At 43.9% G+C, this 20,808-nt stretch carries 13 protein-coding genes; 8 read left to right on the top strand and 5 right to left on the bottom strand.

Going from position 1 to position 20,808, the window contains the following annotated elements; genetic code table 11:
• Window positions 1–69: 69 nt before the first annotated feature.
• Entirely contained in the window at window positions 70–1,971 is a 1,902-nt protein-coding gene (gene acs, locus MTO98_RS02610) for an acetate--CoA ligase (RefSeq protein ID WP_243485083.1), read from the top strand.
• Between the two features lie 6 nt (window positions 1,972–1,977).
• On the opposite strand, the gene MTO98_RS02605 is transcribed toward acs, so the two are convergent.
• Window positions 1,978–3,294 (bottom strand): amino acid permease, encoded by a 1,317-nt coding sequence (locus tag MTO98_RS02605; RefSeq protein WP_243485082.1) that lies wholly within the window; start codon window positions 3,292–3,294, stop codon window positions 1,978–1,980.
• Window positions 3,295–3,495: 201 nt separating this feature from the next.
• Between MTO98_RS02605 and MTO98_RS02600 the strand changes: the two genes are divergently transcribed.
• From MTO98_RS02600 to MTO98_RS02580, 5 genes are all read left to right on the top strand, one after another.
• Window positions 3,496–5,241: a c-type cytochrome gene (locus tag MTO98_RS02600; RefSeq protein WP_243485081.1), complete on the top strand. Its 1,746-nt coding sequence runs from the start codon at window positions 3,496–3,498 to the stop codon at window positions 5,239–5,241.
• Window positions 5,242–5,305: 64 nt separating this feature from the next.
• Window positions 5,306–6,976 carry a tetratricopeptide repeat protein gene (locus MTO98_RS02595; protein WP_243485080.1) on the top strand — a complete coding sequence of 557 codons (1,671 nt, stop codon included), beginning with the start codon at window positions 5,306–5,308 and terminating at the stop codon, window positions 6,974–6,976.
• Window positions 6,977–7,091: 115 nt separating this feature from the next.
• Window positions 7,092–8,690 carry a S8 family peptidase gene (locus MTO98_RS02590; RefSeq protein ID WP_243485079.1) on the top strand — a complete coding sequence of 533 codons (1,599 nt, stop codon included), beginning with the start codon at window positions 7,092–7,094 and terminating at the stop codon, window positions 8,688–8,690.
• A gap of 13 nt (window positions 8,691–8,703) precedes the next feature.
• Window positions 8,704–10,212 carry a carboxylesterase/lipase family protein gene (locus MTO98_RS02585; protein ID WP_243485078.1) on the top strand — a complete coding sequence of 503 codons (1,509 nt, stop codon included), beginning with the start codon at window positions 8,704–8,706 and terminating at the stop codon, window positions 10,210–10,212.
• Window positions 10,213–10,476: 264 nt separating this feature from the next.
• Window positions 10,477–14,736 (top strand): two-component regulator propeller domain-containing protein, encoded by a 4,260-nt coding sequence (locus MTO98_RS02580; protein WP_243485077.1) that lies wholly within the window; start codon window positions 10,477–10,479, stop codon window positions 14,734–14,736.
• Between the two features lie 30 nt (window positions 14,737–14,766).
• Here MTO98_RS02580 and MTO98_RS02575 read toward each other — a convergent pair whose 3' ends face one another.
• On the bottom strand, window positions 14,767–14,997 hold the full coding sequence (locus MTO98_RS02575; RefSeq protein ID WP_243485076.1) for a hypothetical protein: 231 nt from the start codon (window positions 14,995–14,997) through the stop codon (window positions 14,767–14,769).
• Between the two features lie 34 nt (window positions 14,998–15,031).
• Entirely contained in the window at window positions 15,032–15,961 is a 930-nt protein-coding gene (locus MTO98_RS02570) for a DUF6268 family outer membrane beta-barrel protein (RefSeq protein WP_243485075.1), read from the bottom strand.
• A gap of 143 nt (window positions 15,962–16,104) precedes the next feature.
• Here MTO98_RS02570 and MTO98_RS02565 point away from each other — a divergent pair, with 143 nt between their 5' ends.
• Together MTO98_RS02565 and MTO98_RS02560 are read left to right on the top strand one after the other, a co-directional pair.
• Window positions 16,105–17,022 carry an AraC family transcriptional regulator gene (locus MTO98_RS02565; RefSeq protein ID WP_243485074.1) on the top strand — a complete coding sequence of 306 codons (918 nt, stop codon included), beginning with the start codon at window positions 16,105–16,107 and terminating at the stop codon, window positions 17,020–17,022.
• A 93-nt stretch (window positions 17,023–17,115) separates the two neighbouring features.
• On the top strand, window positions 17,116–18,159 hold the full coding sequence (locus tag MTO98_RS02560; RefSeq protein ID WP_243485073.1) for an NAD(P)-dependent alcohol dehydrogenase: 1,044 nt from the start codon (window positions 17,116–17,118) through the stop codon (window positions 18,157–18,159).
• Between the two features lie 74 nt (window positions 18,160–18,233).
• On the opposite strand, the gene MTO98_RS02555 is transcribed toward MTO98_RS02560, so the two are convergent.
• Complete coding sequence (locus MTO98_RS02555; protein ID WP_243485072.1) at window positions 18,234–19,556, bottom strand: PepSY domain-containing protein; 1,323 nt, start codon at window positions 19,554–19,556, stop codon at window positions 18,234–18,236.
• 37 nt (window positions 19,557–19,593) lie between these two features.
• A complete protein-coding gene (locus MTO98_RS02550) occupies window positions 19,594–20,805 on the bottom strand; it encodes a DUF4374 domain-containing protein (RefSeq protein WP_243485071.1) in 1,212 nt (403 codons plus the stop codon).
• Between the last annotated feature and the right edge of the window lie 3 nt (window positions 20,806–20,808).

The raw sequence follows: 20,808 nt of genomic DNA, 5'->3' as shown, positions 1-20,808 counted from the left end.
TAAGCTAAAAGCAAACAAACATGATAAGCGCATAACAACTTCATCAACCAACCAAACACCAACCAACCAATGAAAATTACATCGTTTGAAGAGTACAAAAAAGTTTATCAGCAAAGCGTTGAGCAGCCCGAACAATTCTGGGCCGGCATTGCCGATAATTTTTTATGGAAAAAAAAGTGGGACACCATACTCGACTGGAACTTTAAAGAACCAAAGATCAAATGGTTTCAGGGTGCACAGCTCAATATTACAGAGAATTGCCTCGACCGTCATCTGGAAACTCTTGGCGATAAACCAGCCATCATCTGGGAACCTAACGATCCTGAAGAAGACCATCGTATATTAACATATCGCCAGCTTCACGATAAAGTTTGCCAGTTTGCTAACGTGCTTAAAAACAACGGTGCAAAAAAGGGTGACCGTGTTTGTATCTATATGCCTATGATCCCCGAACTGGCTATTGCCGTTTTGGCTTGTGCCCGTATCGGTGCTATCCACTCAGTAGTGTTTGGAGGGTTCTCGGCCCAATCAATTGCCGATAGGATCAATGACGCCGAGTGTAATATCGTGATCACCTGCGATGGCGGTAAACGAGGCAATAAAGAAGTACCGCTCAAAACTGTAATTGATGATGCTTTGGTACAATGCCGTTCGGTTAAAAAAGTGATTGTACTTACTCGTAGCCGCACGCCGGTTTCGATGATCAAGGGCCGCGATGTTTGGTGGGAAGATGAAATTAAAAAAGTGGAAACACAGGGTAACCCAAGTTGCCCGGCTGAGGTTATGGATGCCGAAGATATGCTTTTCATCCTGTACACATCGGGCTCAACCGGTAAACCTAAAGGCGTAGTACATACTTGCGGCGGTTACATGGTTTATGCAGGTTATACCTTTGCCAATGTATTCCAGTACAACCAGGGTGAGGTTTATTTTTGTACAGCCGATATTGGCTGGATCACCGGGCACTCCTATATAGTATATGGCCCGCTTTCGCAGGGAGCTACCACGCTGATGTTCGAAGGTATCCCAACCTATCCTGATTGCGGTCGTTTCTGGGAGATTGTTGACAAGTTTAAAGTAAACATATTATACACTGCACCAACAGCCATCCGCTCGCTAATGAGCTTCGGGCTTGATCAGGTAAAAAACAAAGACCTCAGCTCGCTTAAAAAATTAGGCTCGGTAGGCGAACCTATCAATGAAGAGGCATGGCATTGGTTTGATGATAACATAGGCAAAAACCGCTGCCCAATTGTTGATACCTGGTGGCAAACGGAAAATGGCGGTATCATGATCTCGCCAATTGCAGGTATCACTCCAACCAAACCGGGTTATGCTACCCTGCCTTTACCAGGTGTACAACCTGTTTTGGTTGACGAAAACGGCCAGGTGATTGAAGGAAATGGCGTAAGCGGAAACCTTTGTATCAAATTCCCGTGGCCAGGGATGCTGCGCACCACTTATGGCGATCATGAGCGTTGCCGCACCACCTATTTCGCCACTTACGAAAACATGTATTTTACCGGCGATGGTTGCTTGCGCGATGAGGACGGCTATTACCGTATTACCGGTCGTGTGGATGATGTATTAAATGTATCTGGCCACCGTATTGGTACTGCCGAGGTGGAGAACGCTATTAATATGCATAGCAGTGTAGTTGAATCGGCCGTGGTTGGTTATCCTCATGACATTAAAGGACAAGGTGTTTACGCCTATGTGGTTAGTCCGGATAAACATGGCGATGAAGATATTACCCGCAAGGATATTATTATGACAGTGTCTCGCATTATTGGCCCGATAGCCAAACCGGATAAAATTCAGTTTGTAACAGGATTGCCAAAAACACGCTCGGGCAAGATCATGCGCCGTATTTTGCGCAAGATAGCCGAAGGCGATACTTCAAACCTTGGTGATACCAGCACGCTGCTTGATCCATCGGTAGTTGACGAGATCAAAGCCGGAGCTTTATAATAAAAACTAATTCGCATTTTTTCTGAATGCGGCCCAAACATAAAACGGGATGCCAGCCATAAGCAGTAGGAAGCCATAATATACTGCCTCCTGTCCGGCTCCCGCAATGGCCCAAAGCGCGTAACCAAAAGCCATTACAGCTAACGCCACAGCTCCGGCCCAGCCGCCTGCCTGTGGCGTTTTCCGCACCCGGATAACGAGATAAGCCGCCGCGGATAACAAATAAGGAATCAAAACGCTCAGCAGCGAAAGCAGCAGCAGGAACTTAAACTGTGCTACCAGTCCTTTGGTATAATTCATGGTCATGAACAGCGATACCATAATGCTGCTGATGATGATACCCATATAAGGAACACCTTTTTTGTTCGTCCTGCTGAATATGGGCGGGAAAAGTTTGTCTTTTGAAATAGCGTAAGGCACCTGCCCCTGTAGCAACGTCCATCCATTAAGCGAACCGAAAGCTGCGATAGCAATACCCGCACTTACCCAGTAACGGGCACTGCTGCCATAAATGATCACCGCCGTATCTGCATAAGGCGTAAGAGACTTTTGCAGTTGTGCTGCGGGGATAATACCGATAACGCTAACACTTCCCAGTATATAAATAAAGGTGGTGATGAGCAGCCCCAGCATGGTTGCCCTGGCCACAGTTTTCTCAGGATTTTCCACACTGCCTGATGGAACGGTGGCGCTTTCAATACCAATAAACGCAAACATGGTCATGGTGGCCGTAGCCTGCAAAGCGCCGATAATACTGCCGCCACTTGCATTAAAAGGGCTAAAGTTTACAGCTTTTATAAAAAACAGACCGCCGATAGCTACCAGCAGCAGTGGCAATACTTTTAAAATGGTGGTTACCAATTGCAGCTTTCCGCCGGTAACAATGCCCAATGTATTGATGTAAGCCAATAACCATATCGAACACAAGCCGGCCGCCACGGCAATAGCACTGCTACTGGCCAGCACCGGAAAAAAGGTGCTCAAGGCACTTACAAATGATATGGTGATTGCTGCATTGGCGCAGGCCACGGCAAGGTAATATCCCCAGGCTACCAAAAACCCAATGAAATCGCCCAGTCCATCCCGGGTGTACGCGTAAGGGCCTCCGGTAGCATGAGGCAGCAACTTGCTCAGGTTACTGAAAACCTTCGCCAAAAAGAATGACCCTATTGCCGAAAACACCCAGCCCAGCAAGCCGATGCTTCCGAATGAAGCCATAGCCGCCGGCATCAGGAAAATACCCGCACCAATCATGTTGCCAATCACCAGTGAGGTGCTGGTCCATAGGCCTAATTTGTTTTTTTCGGGAAGCGTTTCGGGCATGGGTCTCTGTTTTTCTGAAAAGATAAGATTTTTCCTTACAATACGATGAAGCCTGTGTATGCTTCAATTTTATGCAATTATAGCTACCTCTCCAATAAAAAATAAGCCCGGCCTAAACATTTACCTGCAAAATTGCTTTTATAGCAGGATGTTGCTTTTTAAGCGATGGTTCCGAATTTAGATAACCTGTTCGCCTCAAAAATGAAAAACAAAACAACTGCGATTGGTATTTTGCTGATCCTGTGCGCACTGTCTGTGATCAGTTTTAAAGATATCCGAAAGAAAATTACGCAGCCGGTAAAGGATACTTCCAACGGCGGTTTATTCCTGCCCGGTAAGTTTAAAGCTGTAGTAGTGGTTGATAGCCTGGAAGGGCGTGCCAGGCATATAGCAGTGAACACTAATGGCGATGTTTATGTAAAATTGCGTTTCCCTGATTCTATCGGCGGTAATGTTGCACTGCGCGATACCAATGGTGATGGCCGGGCGGATATCATTAAAAAATTTGCCAATTATGAAGATAAAGGCCCTTACGGTACCGGTATGCGGGTGCATAAAGGCTACCTGTATTTCAGTTCGGAGGCAAACGTTTATCGCACCAAATTAAATCCTAAAAAACTGGTACCCGACGGACCGCTGGAATTGATATTACATGATGCTACTGCCCCGCATGAGCATGACGCCAAGCCCCTGGCTTTTGACAATGCCGGGCATATGTATGTGGCGTTTGGAGCCCCCTCCAACGCCTGCCAGCAGCAAAACAGGGTCCCCGGTTCAAAAGGGATCAAGGGCTGTCCTTTACTAAAGCAATATGGGGGCATCTGGCAGTTTGATGAGGCTAAACCTAACCAGGTACAGGCAGATGGCATCCGCTATGCTACGGGCATGCGCAGTGTTGTTGCTATGGATTGGAACACTGCCGATAGCTGCCTGTATGTTGTTGCTCATGGCCGTGATGATTTGCGTTTGCAGTTCCCTAAAATATTTAGTGCGTGGCAAAGCGCTGTGCTGCCTGCCGAAGAGTTTATTAAAGTAAAAAAAGGAACTGATGTGGGCTGGCCTTACTATTATTATGATCCTATTAAAAAGAAAAAGCTCCTGAACCCTGAATATGGCGGCGATGGAAAAAAGGCCGGCAATGGCGCTAAATATACTCAGCCTATTATGGCTTTCCCGGCGCACTGGGCACCAAATGATTTACTGTTTTATACCGGCAATCAATTCCCTGCAAGATATAAAAATGGTGCCTTTATTGCTTTTCACGGTTCAACCAACCGGTCGCCTTATCCGCAGGCAGGTTTCTTTGTATGCTTCGTGCCATTTAAAAATGGAAAGCCTGCCGGTCAATGGGAAATTTTTGCCGATGGATTTACAGGGAAAAACACGGTAGTAAGTGTAAGTGACGCGGTTTACCGGCCAATGGGCCTGGCAATGGGCCCCGATGGTTCATTGTATATCAGCGAAACAGAGGAAGGAAAGATCTGGAAGATCTCGTACACCGGCAATAGATCTGGTTTCGGCAAAGCCGAGCTTGCCAAAATGGAGTTGCGTAAAAAGCTGCCGGGCTTCAGATTACCTGATGTTTTAAAAAGCGACCTGCAAACCGGGATGCTTAAAGGCGGCGCTAAGATCTACAATACCTACTGCGCTAACTGCCATCAAAAAAATGGCCGCGGCGATGGTAATATGATCCCGCCGCTCAGCGGATCGGAATGGGTTACCGGTGGCAAGTTCATGGAAAAAGATCTGGCCATAAGGGTGCTGCTTAACGGCCTCGACGGGCCTATCAAAGTAAAAAACCACCCTTACAACAGCGCGATGCCCAAGCACAACTTTTTGAGCGACGCTGATATTGCGTCCGTACTCACTTATATCCGCAACAATTTTGGTAATAACAGCAGCCTGGTTACTGCAGCTGAGGTAAAAAAAGTAAGGGAGGAGAAATAAACAGGATACCAATCAATCCTTGTTGGCATTTTTTAATATTAATGGGATATGCTATTTTTATAGCATGACCTTATCATTCAAATCAATAGCTTTTTGGCTTTTTATTTTGGGCCCTTTAACTGCAGGTGCCTTATCACCTGCTGATACCTCCAGCAAAAAAAGCCCGATCCAAACGGTCACACCCGGCTATCGGCTAAATGACTATACGTTGTTTTTAAAAGATGCCATAACCAGTTTTAAACAGGATAGTGTTGATAAAGGCATGGCACTGTTATCAAAAACTATAAAAAATATCAGGTCGCAAAAGGATGTAAAACGGATAATGCCTTACCAGGGATATGAAGTCATCAGCCTTATTGAGGATCTCAACAACAATGGCCTTTCACCTGCCGAAAAGCAATTAGGGAAAACCTTCTTTAAAATAGTTTTCACTTCGCAGCCAAATGATAAAAGTGCTGATAACGTTTGGGATGGGCTTTTAAAAAATGCACCCAATACTGCCTTTACCCAACGACTAAAGTTGCTTACCACATCATTAAAAGGAAAATCAACAACAGGCCCCGAACTGAACAGGTTACTGAATAGCAACCCGGGACTGGTATCGGCCAATATTATGCAGGCAGAGGCCCTTTTTGACCAGCATAAATACAAGGAATGTATAACATATTGTGATAAGACAATAGCAGCCTGGCCTCAGTACGCCCATGCCTACCACGTACGTGCAAAGTGCTATAATAAACTTGATGAGCTTGAGAAGGCGGTAGCTGATTACGACAAAGCTATTAATTTGTTTCCGGGGAATTTTTTATTTTATTACGACCGGGCCGATTGCCTGATCGATTTGGAAAAGTACAGGGAAGCAGCAACCGATCTGAGGCTGACCTTAAGGTTAAGGCCAAACTACAACTGGACTTATTACAACCTTACAAGGTGCTACAAAAACATGAACATGCCCGATAGTGCCCTTTATTTTATCAATCAGCATATTAGTCAGAATACCAGCGATGGTGACGGTTATGACCTGAAAGGCGATATCTACTGCGACAGGAATGAATATGAAACAGCTATCAGTCTTTATACACAGGCCATCAGCTTAGAACCCGAAAGGCGCACTTTTTACGCCGACCGGGGAGATGCCTATTATTATTCAGATAAGCTGGATGATGCTATAAATGATCTTCAAAAGGCTATCAGCATAGATAAATCTTATCCTTTTCCGTATGACAGGATAGGTGATTGCTTCTACAAGAAGAAACAATATGAAACAGCTATAACTTATCATCAAAAAGCTATAAAAGCCAATCCCGAATATAAGTATGCCTATGTAGGCCTTAATCTGAGTTACACCCAATCAGGCAAATACCAGGAAGCCATTGAGGCTGCCCAAAAAGCGGTAGCTATTGATAGTACTTATGCAACCGCATTAGGCAACCTGGGCTGGTCATATTATTGTGCAGGTAAATTTGACGACTGTATAAAATATTCCTACAAAGCCCTGAAATACCAGCAGGATGCAACTTATGCCATGTTTAATATAGCACTTGCCACACTTGCAAAAGGCGAAGCCGACAAAGCGAAACAATTGTACGCAGACTTTTTAAAAACCTGTAAGGAAAAAAATTATGAGGTAACGGATGGTGCCACTGATGATTTGCGCGAGCTGATCAGGAAGAAGGTCCGCGTGGAGGAATCAAAATTTATAATTGAGCACATTTTTGAACAAAAGGCAGACTAACCGAAAGCATTTTTCACAGAAAGATATTAAAATCACCAAACCCGCACATTTTTGCAACAATTAAAAACCTACTTTAGAGTTTTTGTACCGTATATAACTATTACTGAAAGTATTAATGATTAACAATTTTCCGCTTAAGAAGCTCGTGCTGGCAGCCGGGCTTTGCTTGCCTGTATTGGCTTATGCCCAGGAAGCTCCAAAAACCAAGCCTAACTGGCAAAACCTCGATCTTAAAACTGATTCCGTTTTCGGGATCAGTACAGAAAAAGCATACAATGAATTGCTAAAAGACAAAAAACATGTTACCGTGCTGGTAGCTGTAATTGATGGCGGCATTGATGTTGATCATGAAGACCTTAAAAAGGTGATCTGGAATAACCCGAAGGAAACTGCAGGGAATAAAAAAGATGACGACAAAAACGGCTATGCTGATGACATCCATGGCTGGGATTTTATAGGCTCGGCCAAAGGAGATGTGCATTATGACAACCTTGAGCTTACGCGCCTTGTACGCATCAACAACGCACGTTTTGCCAATGTTGACAGCACAAAACTTACCGGTAAAGACCTCGCCGACTTTAAAGCATACGGAGCAATGAAGGCCGACATGGATAAACAACTTGCCAAGGCCCAGCAAACATATACCGTCATCAATAAATTCAACACCCTGCTTGATGGTGTTTTGACCAAGCTGGGTAACCAAAACCCAAGCCTTGATGATATTAAAAAGTTTGAGCCTAAAGATAATGGCGAAGCTTATGTTAAACGCGTACTGGAAAGCGCCCTGCCCGAGTTTAAGAATGTAGCCGATTTCAGGGAGAAAGAAGTAAACGGAGGCTTAACCCATTTCAAAGAACAATTAGATTATCACCTCAACCTTAATTTTAACTCGAGGGATACCGTTGGCGATAACTACAACAACGCAAACGAGCGTTTTTACGGCAACAACGATGTAACCGGCCCCGATGCTGATCATGGCACCCACGTTGCAGGTATCATAGGTGCTGTAAGGGATAACAACCTGGGTATTATGGGTGTGGCCAATGACGTGGCCATTATGTCGGTACGTACGGTGCCAACCGGCGATGAGCGTGATAAAGATGTGGCCAATGCTATTCGCTATGCTGCTGCTAATGGTGCCAGGGTAATTAATATGAGCTTTGGCAAAAGCTATTCATATAACAAAAAAGCGGTGGATGATGCTGTAAAGTTTGCTTTAAGCAAAGATGTATTACTGGTACATGCAGCCGGTAATGATAACAACAATACCGAGGTTGAACTCAATGTTCCTAACCGGACCTATGAAGATAAAAGTGGTATAGCCGGTGCCTGGATAGAAGTTGGGGCATCTGGTCCTAAAGATGATGAAACGTTGAAAGCATCGTTCTCTAACTATGGTAAAACCAGTGTCGATGTATTTGCACCGGGCGTAGCTATCAATTCAACCACACCAAAATCAACCTACGCCAATCATGATGGCACCAGTATGGCAGCCCCTGTCGTAACCGGTTTGGCCGCATTGATCCGCTCTTATTATCCTAAATTAACTGCTGTGCAGGTTAAAGAAATCATCATGAAATCGGTAGTGAAAATATCACATAATGTAGAGATCAAGTATGGCGATACTAAAAAAGAGGTTCCGTTTACCGATCTTTGCGTAACCGGCGGCGTGGTTAATGCTTATAATGCGCTTCAGCTGGCAGCTACTTATTAAGATCAACCATTTTATGAAAAATATCATCCGCCGGATCTCTTTATGCACTTTTTTGCTGGGCATTGTTTTCTGTTTTAACTCAAGCGCCCAAACAGTTGTAACAAAGTTATCAGGCGGGTGGATAAAAGGCATTAAAGAAGGGCCAACATTGGTATTTAAAGGCATTCCATATGCCAAACCGCCGGTTGGCCCTTTACGTTTTATGCCCCCGCAGCCAACGAGTTCATGGAAAGATACACTCTCCTGCATGAAGTTTGGCAGCCAGGCCTCACAAGGCGGCGGTGCCGGCGGGCTTAAGGGCAGCGAAGATTGCCTTTCTTTAAATGTTTATACCCCTACCACAGCAAGGAGAGCTAAACTTCCGGTACTGGTGTGGGTACATGGCGGCTCGCTTACCGGCGGCTCGGGTATGGGAATGAACGGCCATGCCTTTGCCGATGACGACAGCGTTGTTACCGTTACCATCAACTATCGCCTCGGCGTGTTCGGCTTTATGTATTTGGGTGATGTTGGTAAAGCCTATCAGTCATCCGGCAATAACGGCCTGCTCGACCTCATCATGGCGCTAAAATGGATCAAACAAAATATTGCTGCTTTTGGTGGCGATGCTTCAAAAGTTACTGTAACCGGCGAATCGGCAGGAGCTAAACTTACCAGCGCGCTGTTGGCAACACCTCAATCCAAAGGCTATTTTAACCAACAAATTTTAGAGAGTGGTGCGGTTCAATGCATCAGGGATTCTGTCACTGCAAAAGGCATCAGGCAACGGCTAATGACCGAACTGGGCATTTCCAAACCTGTCGACCTGCTCAACATCACCGCCGAAAAACTTATTGCCGCCCAGGCCAAAATCAGTAATGGGGCGCAGGGTACCAATTACTTTGGCCCGGTGATAGATGGTTCCGTTATTTTGCAGGATGCCTATCAATATATCCTTAAAAATAAAAATAATAAGCTGCGTTTTTTGATCGGCACCAATAAATTTGAAAGTAAATTATTCATGGGTTTCGACAAGCGCCTTAACCACCCTGACAGCACTGTATTATACGGATGGTTTGGTGACAATTATCGTTACGTATTGTCAAAATATGATGCTGAAGCTAAAAACGGCAATGCAGATAGTGCTGCCTTAAAAGTACTTACCCAGTACATGTACCAGATGCATAGCTACAGGCTGGCCAACACCCTGGCGCAGGCAGGCAATCATGTTTGGATGTACCGCTTTGACTATAAGCGCGATGGTTCGGGAGCTACCCATGCTGATGAATTAGCCTATATATGGTATTTGCCCAGGCAAAATAACTTTAACACAACAGAATTGACGCTGGCCCAGCAGATGCATAAAAACTGGGTAAACTTTATCAAAGGCCGGGCCCCGGGCCTGGTTAATGATAAACAATGGCCCCATTTTATATCTGGCGAAAATAATATCATGGTTTTTGATAACACATCAGGCCCGGTACAGCTTGGCAGCGTTTATAATGATAAGGCCAGCCCTTCCTCGTGCTTTATTTTGAAATAGGTATCTGTTCGCAAAATCCTATACCATCCCGGCCACGCGGTTAATTGCTCAATAGTTTTATGAACAATTGGTGAAGTTTTACCTGTTTTCAAAACTCTATTGCAATATTACCGTATACCAACACAAACTGTTGAAAAAAACATAGCCTAATTAAAATCCGGTTAACATATTAACAACGTATATGCAAGATGCTTAAAGAGTTTCATAAAATCTATGAGATAATTTAAGTATTATTGCTGTTACTTAATGACACCCCTACGTTAAATGGCTGATCCTATTTTTGCGGCATATCGCCTTCGCCCCGCGCAGTTTTCTTTATTTTTACTGTTTTTTATTTTAGGGGTTTCACTTAACTCATTTGCCCAGATCTCCGACTCGCGGTTCAAGCACATCAGTAATGAACAAGGGCTTTCAAATAGTACTATCAATTGCATATTTCAGGATAGCCGCGGCTTTATGTGGTTTGGTACCCGCGATGGTTTAAACCGGTATGACGGCTCAAAGGTTATCATCTACAAAAATAGCCCTGCCGACAAATCAAGCATTACCGATGGCTTCATCAATTGCATTTATGAAGACGCTGATCATAAACTTTGGATAGGCACTAACTATAATCTTAACCGGTTCGACCCTGTTACCAATAAATTTTCGGCAAGCGGTTTTAAAAACACAACCGTTACCGCTGTAATAGCCCAGGACAATAACCATTTATGGGTTGGCACACAGGGTAACGGCATAAGCCTGCTTGATACCCGTACGGGCAAGGCCGTTCACTTTGGTCATGATAAGGCGATCAATTCAAAGCTTAACTGCGATACGGTAAATACACTTTATAAAGATAAAAAAGGCATGCTATGGGTGGGCACACGTCACGGCCTTTGCATTTATGACGCCGCCAAATCAATATTTAAACCTGTTGCTGTTAATAGCCTTATTGCCGGCAGTGATATTACCGCTATCACCGCCGATAGGGCTAATAACATATGGATAGGCACTAATGGCCAGGGCGTTGCGGTGCTTGACGAACAAGGCCAGGATTTCAGGTCCTTTGTTCATGACGATATGGATAACGGCAGCCTGTCGGGCAATATGGTGCTGCAGGTGCTTTGCGATAAGGATGGCGATATCTGGATAGGCACCATCAACCAGGGAATGAACTGGTACGATGCTAAAGCCAATAAATTTGTTAAATACTTTCCGAGGCCCGAAAACGCGGGGAGCCTTTCAAACACTACGGTTTCGGCCATTTATGAAGATGCACAGCATGACCTGTGGATAGGCACACATCGCGGTGGCATTAACCTCTATACTGCCGAAACCGACAAATTTAAACTGTACCGGCAGGGTATTAATGAAACTACCCTAAGCTATAATGATGTTAAAGCTTTTTTAGAAGATAGCCGGGGCAACATCTGGATAGGTACCGATGGCGGTGGCCTTAACCTGTTTAACCGTAAAACAGAGTTGTTTCGTCAGTACAAATTTAACCCTTATAACAACTCAAGTATATCAAGCAATGCCATACAGGATATTGCCGAAGATGCGCAAGGCAACATTTGGATTGGCACCTGGGGCGGCGGTATAAACCTCATGAACCCGGTAACCGGCAAGTTTACCCGTTTTAAAGCCAACCAAGCCAACCGCAACGCGGTAAGTTCAGATTTTATGCAACGGATGCTGTTAGACAGCAAGGGCAATTTTTGGGTGGCCACCTATTTTGGCGGCCTTAATTTACTGGATACCAAGACACATAAATTTACCCGCGTTTTAAAAGATCCGGAGGGCAAAACTTCCTTTGAAGGCAACAATGTGGTTTCCATCGGCGAAGACAAAGACGGTAATGTTTGGTTTGGTACTGATGATGGCGGCCTTAATTGTTACAACTTAAACACCCGCCGTTTTTCGCACTACTTTGATCACGAAAAAAAGAAAACAGATTCAAGGGTAATTTTTACTGATAGTAAGGGCCGCGTTTGGATAGGCATGGCCGGTTTATACCTGTTTGATAAAGCTAACAACAAATTTAACCTGTTTACCACTAAAGGTAATTTGAGTAATGACTTTATTAAAGGCATTACCGAGGATGAAAAACATAATCTTTGGATTTCCACATCAACCGGGATCAACCGGCTAAATCCTGAAACCGGCGACAATAAGCAATTTAACACCTATGATGGCTTACAGGGAACCGAATTTGAAGCCAATGCCTACCTTAAAACCCGCGACGGCGAAATGTATTTCGGCGGTGTTAAAGGGTTTAACAGGTTTTATCCCGAAAAAATAAAAGCCAATACGTTTGTACCGCCGGTTTACTTAACCGACTTTCAACTTTATAACAAGCCAATAACTCCGGGAGGGCAGGATTCTTTATTGAAAGCAGACATCGGCTTTACCCAAAAAATAACGCTTAAATATGATCAGTCATCCGTTGCCTTTAACTTCGTTGCGCTTAATTATATCGTAAGCCGTAACAACCTTTATCAATACAAATTGGATGGGCTGGATAAAGAATGGGTAAAGGCAGGTATGGAGCGGAGGGCTACCTACACCAACCTTGACCCCGGAACATATACCTTTCACGTAAAAGCCTCAAATAATGATGGTGTTTGGAATAATACCGGTGCATCGGTAATTGTAGTAATCACCCCGCCGTTTTGGGTACGATGGTGGTTCAGGCTGCTGGTGTTATTGCTGATTATAGCTGCAGCATACAGTTTTTACGCCTACCGTATCAATGCCATTAAACGTCAAAAAGCGCATCTTGAAAAGCTTGTGCAGGAACGTACCCGCGAGGTTGTTCAAAAGGCAGGCGAGCTGCAGGTAAAATCAGATGAACTGCAGGAAGCATATGAAGAATTGCAGGCACAATCAGAAGAGTTAAAAGCACAGTCGGAAGAACTGCAGGTTCAATCTGAGCATCTGCATGAACTTAATGATAAGTTAGTTGTACAAAAAGAGCAGGAACACCAGGCACGTGAAGAGGCAGAAAAGGCAAACCAGGCCAAAAGCATTTTCCTCGCAACAATGAGCCACGAGATCCGCACGCCAATGAACGGTGTTATAGGCATGGCCTCGCTGCTGGCCGAAACAAAGCTTGACTACGAGCAGCGGGAATATACCGATACTATTATCAGTTGCGGCGAAGGCCTGCTAAGCGTAATCAACGATATTCTTGATTTTTCGAAGATAGAATCGGGCAAAATGGAGGTAGAGCATGAGGACTTTGACCTTCGCCATACTATTGAAGAAGTAATGGATATTTTTGCGCAAAGGGCCGCCCAGCAAAAAATAGACCTTATTTATCAGATTGATGCTGATGTGCCGCTGTTTATTGTAGGCGATAGTCTTCGCATAAAACAAGTACTCATCAATCTTATCAACAATGCCATTAAATTCACCTCCAAAGGTGAGATTTTTATTAAAGTATTTTTAAAGGAGCTTATTGGCGAAGAAGCTGAAATTGGTTTTAGTGTTAAAGATACCGGTATCGGCATCCCCGAACAAAAGATCTCACGCCTGTTTAAAGCGTTTTCGCAGGTTGATTCATCAACCACCCGCAAATATGGCGGCACCGGGCTTGGATTGGCTATTTGCCAAAGGCTGGTGAATTTAATGGGCGGCGATATTTCGGCAACAAGTACCTACGGCGAAGGTTCTGTGTTCAGCTTTTCTATCAAAACTATAAAAAGCAAAAACCCGGTACGCACACCATTACTTTGCGATTTAACTGTTTTAGCGGGTTCACGGATATTGATAGTTGATGATAATGATACCAACCTGTTTATCCTAAAAACTCAGCTTGAACATTGGAAACTGGAGCCGGTAATAGCCTCGTCGGGCCCCGAAGCTTTAACCATACTCCATAATGATAACAGCTTTAAATTGCTGATAACCGATATGGAAATGCCCGAAATGGATGGTGTTGGGCTCGCAAACCAGGTGAAGGTTAAGTATCCAAAGCTGCCTGTTGTGATGTTGAGCTCTATCGGCGACGAAACCAAAAGCAAGTTCCCGGGGCTATTCTCAACCATATTGGTTAAGCCGGTTAAGCAGCACCACCTGTGCATGAGTATTCAGAAAGCATTTAACCAGGATAATACACCAGCAACCGAAACTACAGCTAAAAGCGTGCTCTCCGCTGATTTTGCAAAAGATTACCCGCTTCGCATATTGGTAGCCGAGGATAATCCGATAAACCAAAAATTAATAGAGCGCGTACTCAACAAACTGGGCTATCAGCCTGATATAGCCGCAAATGGCATTATTGTATTGGAAAAGCTTAGCGAAAATCACTACGATACTATTTTAATGGATATCCAGATGCCGGAAATGGACGGATTAGAAACCACGGCCCAGATTAGAAGTCAGGACGGTAATCAGCCCTACATAGTGGCCATGACGGCCAATGCCATGCAGGAAGACCGTGAAGTTTGTATACAGGCCGGCATGGACGACTATCTTTCAAAACCAATGCGACTGGAAGAATTGGTAACTATTTTGCAAAAGGTACAGGTTTTAGGGTAACCTGTACCTTTTGTCAAAACAAAGCTCAGTTTACTCAAGCAGCTCGCACCAATAGCCCTGTTTTTTAAGCAGAGCAGTAACCGCCCGGCGAGAAATAGCCGGTGCCTCTATTCTCAAAACCTTATCGCAATCTTCCAGGTCGAAATTTACACTGCTATTTATGATCTGCTTTTGGAGCAACGCGACCAACATCGATGCATCTGCCAAACTTTCCACATCGGTTTTGAAAACCTCAACCATTGAATTTATAATTGTTTCCACTGCTGCGTTTGATTTAATTTTTAAAAGAGATTAGCTAAAACCGGTAGCTGATCCCCGATTCTACAGTAAAGCCCGTCTTTTTCAATTCGGCCAGGGGCACTCGCTTACTCAGGTCATTAAACGGGGCCCAGTTAACTTTTTGATCTTTGTTATACAGGTCAAGCTTTTGCACAAAATTGTACCCGCCGCTTATTTGTACCGAAAAGTTTTTAGCTAACTGATAATTGTAAAAGAGCGTGTTTTTATATTGCTGTACCTGTAAATAATTGGATCCTGTTTTCTTTGATAACCGATACGATCCGCCTCCGATACCGAAATCACTGCTGAAGCCAAGGATACTTTTATCGCTTAATTGGTATTTCAATTTTTCAGAAACCGGCAGGGTGCCGCTCAGGCTTAACTTTTCACTAATTTGCCAGTCGATACCAATAACCGGGATTAATATCGAACCAAAAAACTGGCGTGAATAACCAGCTCCAATAGCATAAGAAAAGTTTTTTGACGATCGGATCTTAAGCATAGCAAAAGCAGAATACGATATGTCATCGCCCGAAACATCTTTCAGATCAGACGACAAAGTAGGGATTGCGGATATCAGCAAGGCGTATTTTTGAAAAAACGATTTCTGAAAAGTTATGGGTACCGAAACCGAATAGAACTCCGTACCCCCAAATGTTTGGCCTGTACCGGATAAGGTTAGTCCGCTATAGCTAAGCCCAGCGAGCAAAAAATCAAGTTTCCCATCTTTAAAATTATTTATCAGCGGGAGGTTTATCGATGCGTTTACCTGCTGTATGTTCATGCTTTTATGATTAACAGTAAAGGGCGAGTAGGAATAACCTACATCAAACGAACCTATCTTAGGTTTGAAGGCAGTATCGATGGGCTTGTTTTGCTGGGCGGCAGCGGTAAACTTAAATGATACTAAAAGGATGATCAGATAAAATGAAGATGTTGCTTTCATAGCAATTGTGTTGTTAAGACTATTATTTGAATTTGCCCCTTAAACACCTCTGAAGCATTTTACCCTTATTGAGATTGAAGATATTTTTCAGGATACCATTACCTGAACCTTATGGTCAATTTTTTTGAACTAAATAGAAAAGCTTGTTTGTAAATTATGGTGTAGCTTTGCCAATAATTGAGATGATAGAAAAAGCAGTTAAAGTACCTGACGAATTGGTTTGTGCCCCGTACCACCACAGGGATATCAAATTAAATGGCTTGTCCATAATTGAATCATGCACGGTTACGCATCGCAGCCGCGGCTCTATGTTTTTAGAAGACCATATGCTGCTTGTAGTGTTGGAAGGCACCAATACCATAACGCACGGTAACATGGAATACGTTGTATCCAAAAATGAGATGGTACTGCTGAAAAAAGCTATCCAGATCAATTACGATAAGGTAGGCAACCCCGAAAAAGGCGCTACCTACAATAGCTTAATGTTTTTTCTGAAGGACGAATTTCTGCGCGATTTTGTTAAAATGGCTAAAATTGAATCGGTAGAAACGGCTGAACCTGCAATGGTTGCTGTGAAACCGGTAAAGGAACGCCTGCGCAAATTTTTTGAATCGGTAGTACCATATTTCGAGGAGCCCGAAAGTATCGATGCCTCACTGATGCGGCTAAAAATGCTGGAACTGCTTTACGATCTTGTACACGTGGATAAAAACATGCTGCAGCAATTGCTTCAATTGAAACAACAGGTTCATGGCGATATCCGTAATGTGGTGATGGATAACTATGCCTCGCCGGTTTCCATTGCTGAGCTGGCTTACCTTTCGGGGCGCAGTCTTTCAAGCTTCAAACGCGATTTCTTTGCCATTTACCAGGTTACCCCGGCACAGTGGATCCGTGAAAAACGTTTGGCTAAAGCCCGGGAAATGCTTACAGCAGATATGGCTGTGACAGAAGTTTGTTATTCGCTCGGGTTCGAAAACCTTGCCCATTTTTCGCGCTTGTATAAAGCCCATCACGGTTGTTCGCCATCGGCGCACCGGCCAACTATACAAATGCAGTAAAGCAATTTGGACAGAATAGTCAAATAACTTGAACTTTATAAAATAACACCACCCCGTTATTGTCCGCATCTTTGTATCACAAAACATTTTAACATGATACAAACAAAAGCATACGCTGCACAAACCAAAGAAACAGATCTTGCACCATGGACATTTGAGCGCCGCGAGGTTGGCCCTCATGATGTTCAATTTGATATTTTATTTTGTGGGGTTTGCCACTCCGACCTGCACCAGATCAAAGATGAGTGGGGCGGTTCTATATTCCCTATGGTACCGGGTCATGAAATTGTGGGCCGTGTAGTTAACGTAGGCAATCACGTAAAGAAATTCAAAGTAGGTGACCTTGCCGGTACCGGTTGCCTTGTTGATTCATGCCGGGTTTGTGATAACTGCAAAGATGGCCTGGAGCAATATTGCACTAACGGGCACTCACAAACTTATAACGGTTACGAGCAGGACCACAAAACACCTACCTATGGCGGTTATTCAAATACCATCGTAGTTCATGAAGACTTTGTTCTCCGCATTTCTGATAAACTTGACCTGGCTTCGGTAGCGCCTTTATTGTGTGCCGGTATTACCACTTACTCGCCGTTACGCCACTGGAATATTGGTAAAGGCCACAAAATGGCAGTTGTTGGCTTAGGCGGTTTGGGCCACATGGCGGTTAAGTTTGGCGTGGCCTTTGGTGCCGAAGTAACTGTATTAAGCACTTCAGCTAAAAAAGAAGAAGATGCAAAAAAATTAGGTGCCCATCACTTTGTGGTAACTTCAGATGCTGAACAACTGAAAGCTGTAGCCGGTACTTTTGATTTCATCCTGGATACTGTTTCTGCCGAGCACGACCTGAACGTTTATTTGGGCTTATTGAAAACCAACGGTACGCATGTATGCGTTGGCGTGCCTACCAAGCCTGCCGAAATAGCTGCATTCAGCATCATTGGCGGCCGTAAAAGCCTTGCCGGTTCTATGATTGGCGGATTGCCTGAAACTCAGGAGATGCTTGATTTCTGTGCCGAACATAACATTGTTTCGGATATCGAACTGATTGACATGAAAGATATCCATACAGCTTATGACCGCATGCTGAAAGGCGATGTACGTTACCGCTTTGTAATTGATATGGCTACTATTTAATCAACAATAAAAAACGCAAAAAGGCGATGGTATAATGCCATCGCCTTTTTGCGTTTTTGAGCAATTTTTCATTGCTAAACATTCTGCTTTTCAACTATTCCTGCCTTGAACTTTGTGACAGGGGCTACCGGAATTTTTCGTTTTACGGCAGGCTGGTCACTATTGCTTTTTGTTGATGTGGCACCTTTGGGCTTTTTAGATGATTTCTTGTTCCGTTTTCCCCACCAAATTAAAAACCCTGTAACCGGCAAGCTGGCACCTATCAATGTAACCAGAAACGCCAGTACTTTACCGGGCAGGCCCAGTATTGCCCCAATATGAATATCGTAATTCATTTTACGAAGCTTTTGACCGGCTCCGGCTTTTTCGTAAGGTATCGAGTAAGCATCGTTACGCACAATTGGTTTTAAGGTATACTGGTCAAAGGTGTAGCTGCGGCTGTTGTAAAACTGCCCGGCTGTAGGGTACACTGTTATGCCAATGGTAGTTTCGGCATTGGCCATATCCGGAAAATTGTAATAAAAGCCTTTCGATCTCGGATTTTCGGCTACTACTTTTTCCCACAAAATATCCATGGCAACCTTGGGCTCATATGCATTTGCCCGCTGCAAACTATCGGACTTGAAACGCCTGAATTCTTTAATTTTCTGTCCGCCGGTGGTTACCCAATACAGGCCGTCGCTAAACCAGCTTATGCCAAAAACCATTCCAGTAAGGGCAATAGCCAGCAGGAAGATCATCGCGTAGAACCCAAATACATTATGAAGGTCGATATTCAGACGTTTGAATGAGGCGTTCCATTTTACTTTAAAGCTTTTGTCGCGGGTTGATTTGTTCCATTTTTTAGGATACCACCATATAAGCCCCGTAATTAATAGTACAACAAATATTAATGTTGCATAATCAACTATAGGGCGACCGATATTATATGGCAGCCACAAAGCGCGATGCCCGTTCAAAATAAACCGGAAAAAATCCACATCGCCCTTTTTACTTATCTCCTTACCAACAATTTTACCCGTATAAGGGTCTATCTTAAGCAAAACCCCGCCACCGCCGCCACCACCACGGCGAACAGGTTTCCCCGGCTTGCGCAAGCCCAGGTTGATCACTTTTCCCTGTTGATAATTGGCGTAAAAAGGAACAAGTTTTGGATAGGCCTTAGACCCGATGTCGACCAGGGCAGATGGCGTAAGAACCGGTTTTGCCTGATAAGCGATTTTAGATTCCGGCTCTAACAACCCGGTAATTTCCTCGTTAAATACCCAAATGCAGCCGGTAATACAAACTATAAACACAATGACACCCGAACCAAGGCCAAGCCAAAGGTGCAGCCAGTTATTTATCCTTTTAAATAAGGTATCTTTAGGCTTTTTTGCTGTTGATGTGGGTTTCATTGTGTATTATTTAATGAGTTTAGCAGATAAGGTTATTTTATTTAAGGAACTGGATAGCAGTAATCACGCCGCCATCAACTTTTAAGCCTTTAGTGGCAGTTAAGGTGCTTGCATCAACTTTATATACATAGCTGGTACCATCTTTAAGATTTACACCGATGTAGCCGGTTTTACCATCTTTAGGAGTGTAGTTATTGGTAGTTAAGCTGTTGATATCGGTTTTAGCCGGCATGCCGGTAACCACTTTAAAGGTTTTGTCAACCACGTTTACAATAGCCACGGTAGAGCCAACTGTGTAAGCACCTTTTTCGGCTTTGGTGCCGGCGTTAACAATGAAGTTGTTATTGCCCAGGTAAACCCAGTTGGTGATATTCATACCACCGCTAACTGATTCAAAATCGAAGAAATATGACTGGTCGAACTCTGTTGTACCGGCTTTGATACGGGTAATTGCCGATGGTTTGGTTGATGTAAATGCACCACCGCTATTAACAGCCACCGACGCAGAAAAAGCATACAGATCATTGTTTTCAGTAAGTTGCAGGCCGCTTGTAAAATATCTGCCAATAAAGCTGGTACGGGTATCTTTGATCACTTTATCAACCTTCATGTCGGCATAGTTGAATACAGCTATCGATGCTTCATCGGGGTGATTGGTGGCAAATGTGCGGTCAATAATGCTGAAGTAAGGCGCATATACTTTATCGCCAACCTGGGTAAGCCAGCTAAAATGTGCCAGCTCGCCATTTCCTGTCATCTCCAGTGTATTTGTTGTTCCTTCAGATGTGATCAGTAAGCTGTTGGTATTTACCTTGTACCAGTTAGAAAGCGGGGTAGTAGGTGTTCTTGAAATTTTGAATAACAGCAAGTCCTGATTAACAGGTGCAAAAGCCTGAACGGTTTCAGTCTGAAAATTAGTTAGCTTATTCAGCTTGCCGCTTACAATATTGTAGGCTGTTACAGCGCCCGGGTTACCCTGGCCATAAAGCATACTGAAAAATTTATCGTTGGTGGTAACATAATATCGGTAAGTGCCGTCCTGTTCAACACCATTCCCGGCAGTTGAAATTGAACCTGTTTCAAGGCTTGATGCAGTAAGCAGGTAGTCGGCAACACCGGTAGATGCTGCTGGTGTTACTGTAAGAATATAATTTCCCGGATTTTCTGGGGTTGCTGTGTTACTGTTTTTTGAGCAGGAAAATAGCGTAGCTGCTGTAGCCAGCGCCGCAATTGTAGTTTTAATGTTCATATG

Origin of the sequence: Mucilaginibacter sp. SMC90, assembly GCF_022811725.1 — a bacterium.
Lineage (GTDB): Bacteria > Bacteroidota > Bacteroidia > Sphingobacteriales > Sphingobacteriaceae > Mucilaginibacter.
This window is presented reverse-complemented; position numbering and strand designations above follow the sequence as displayed.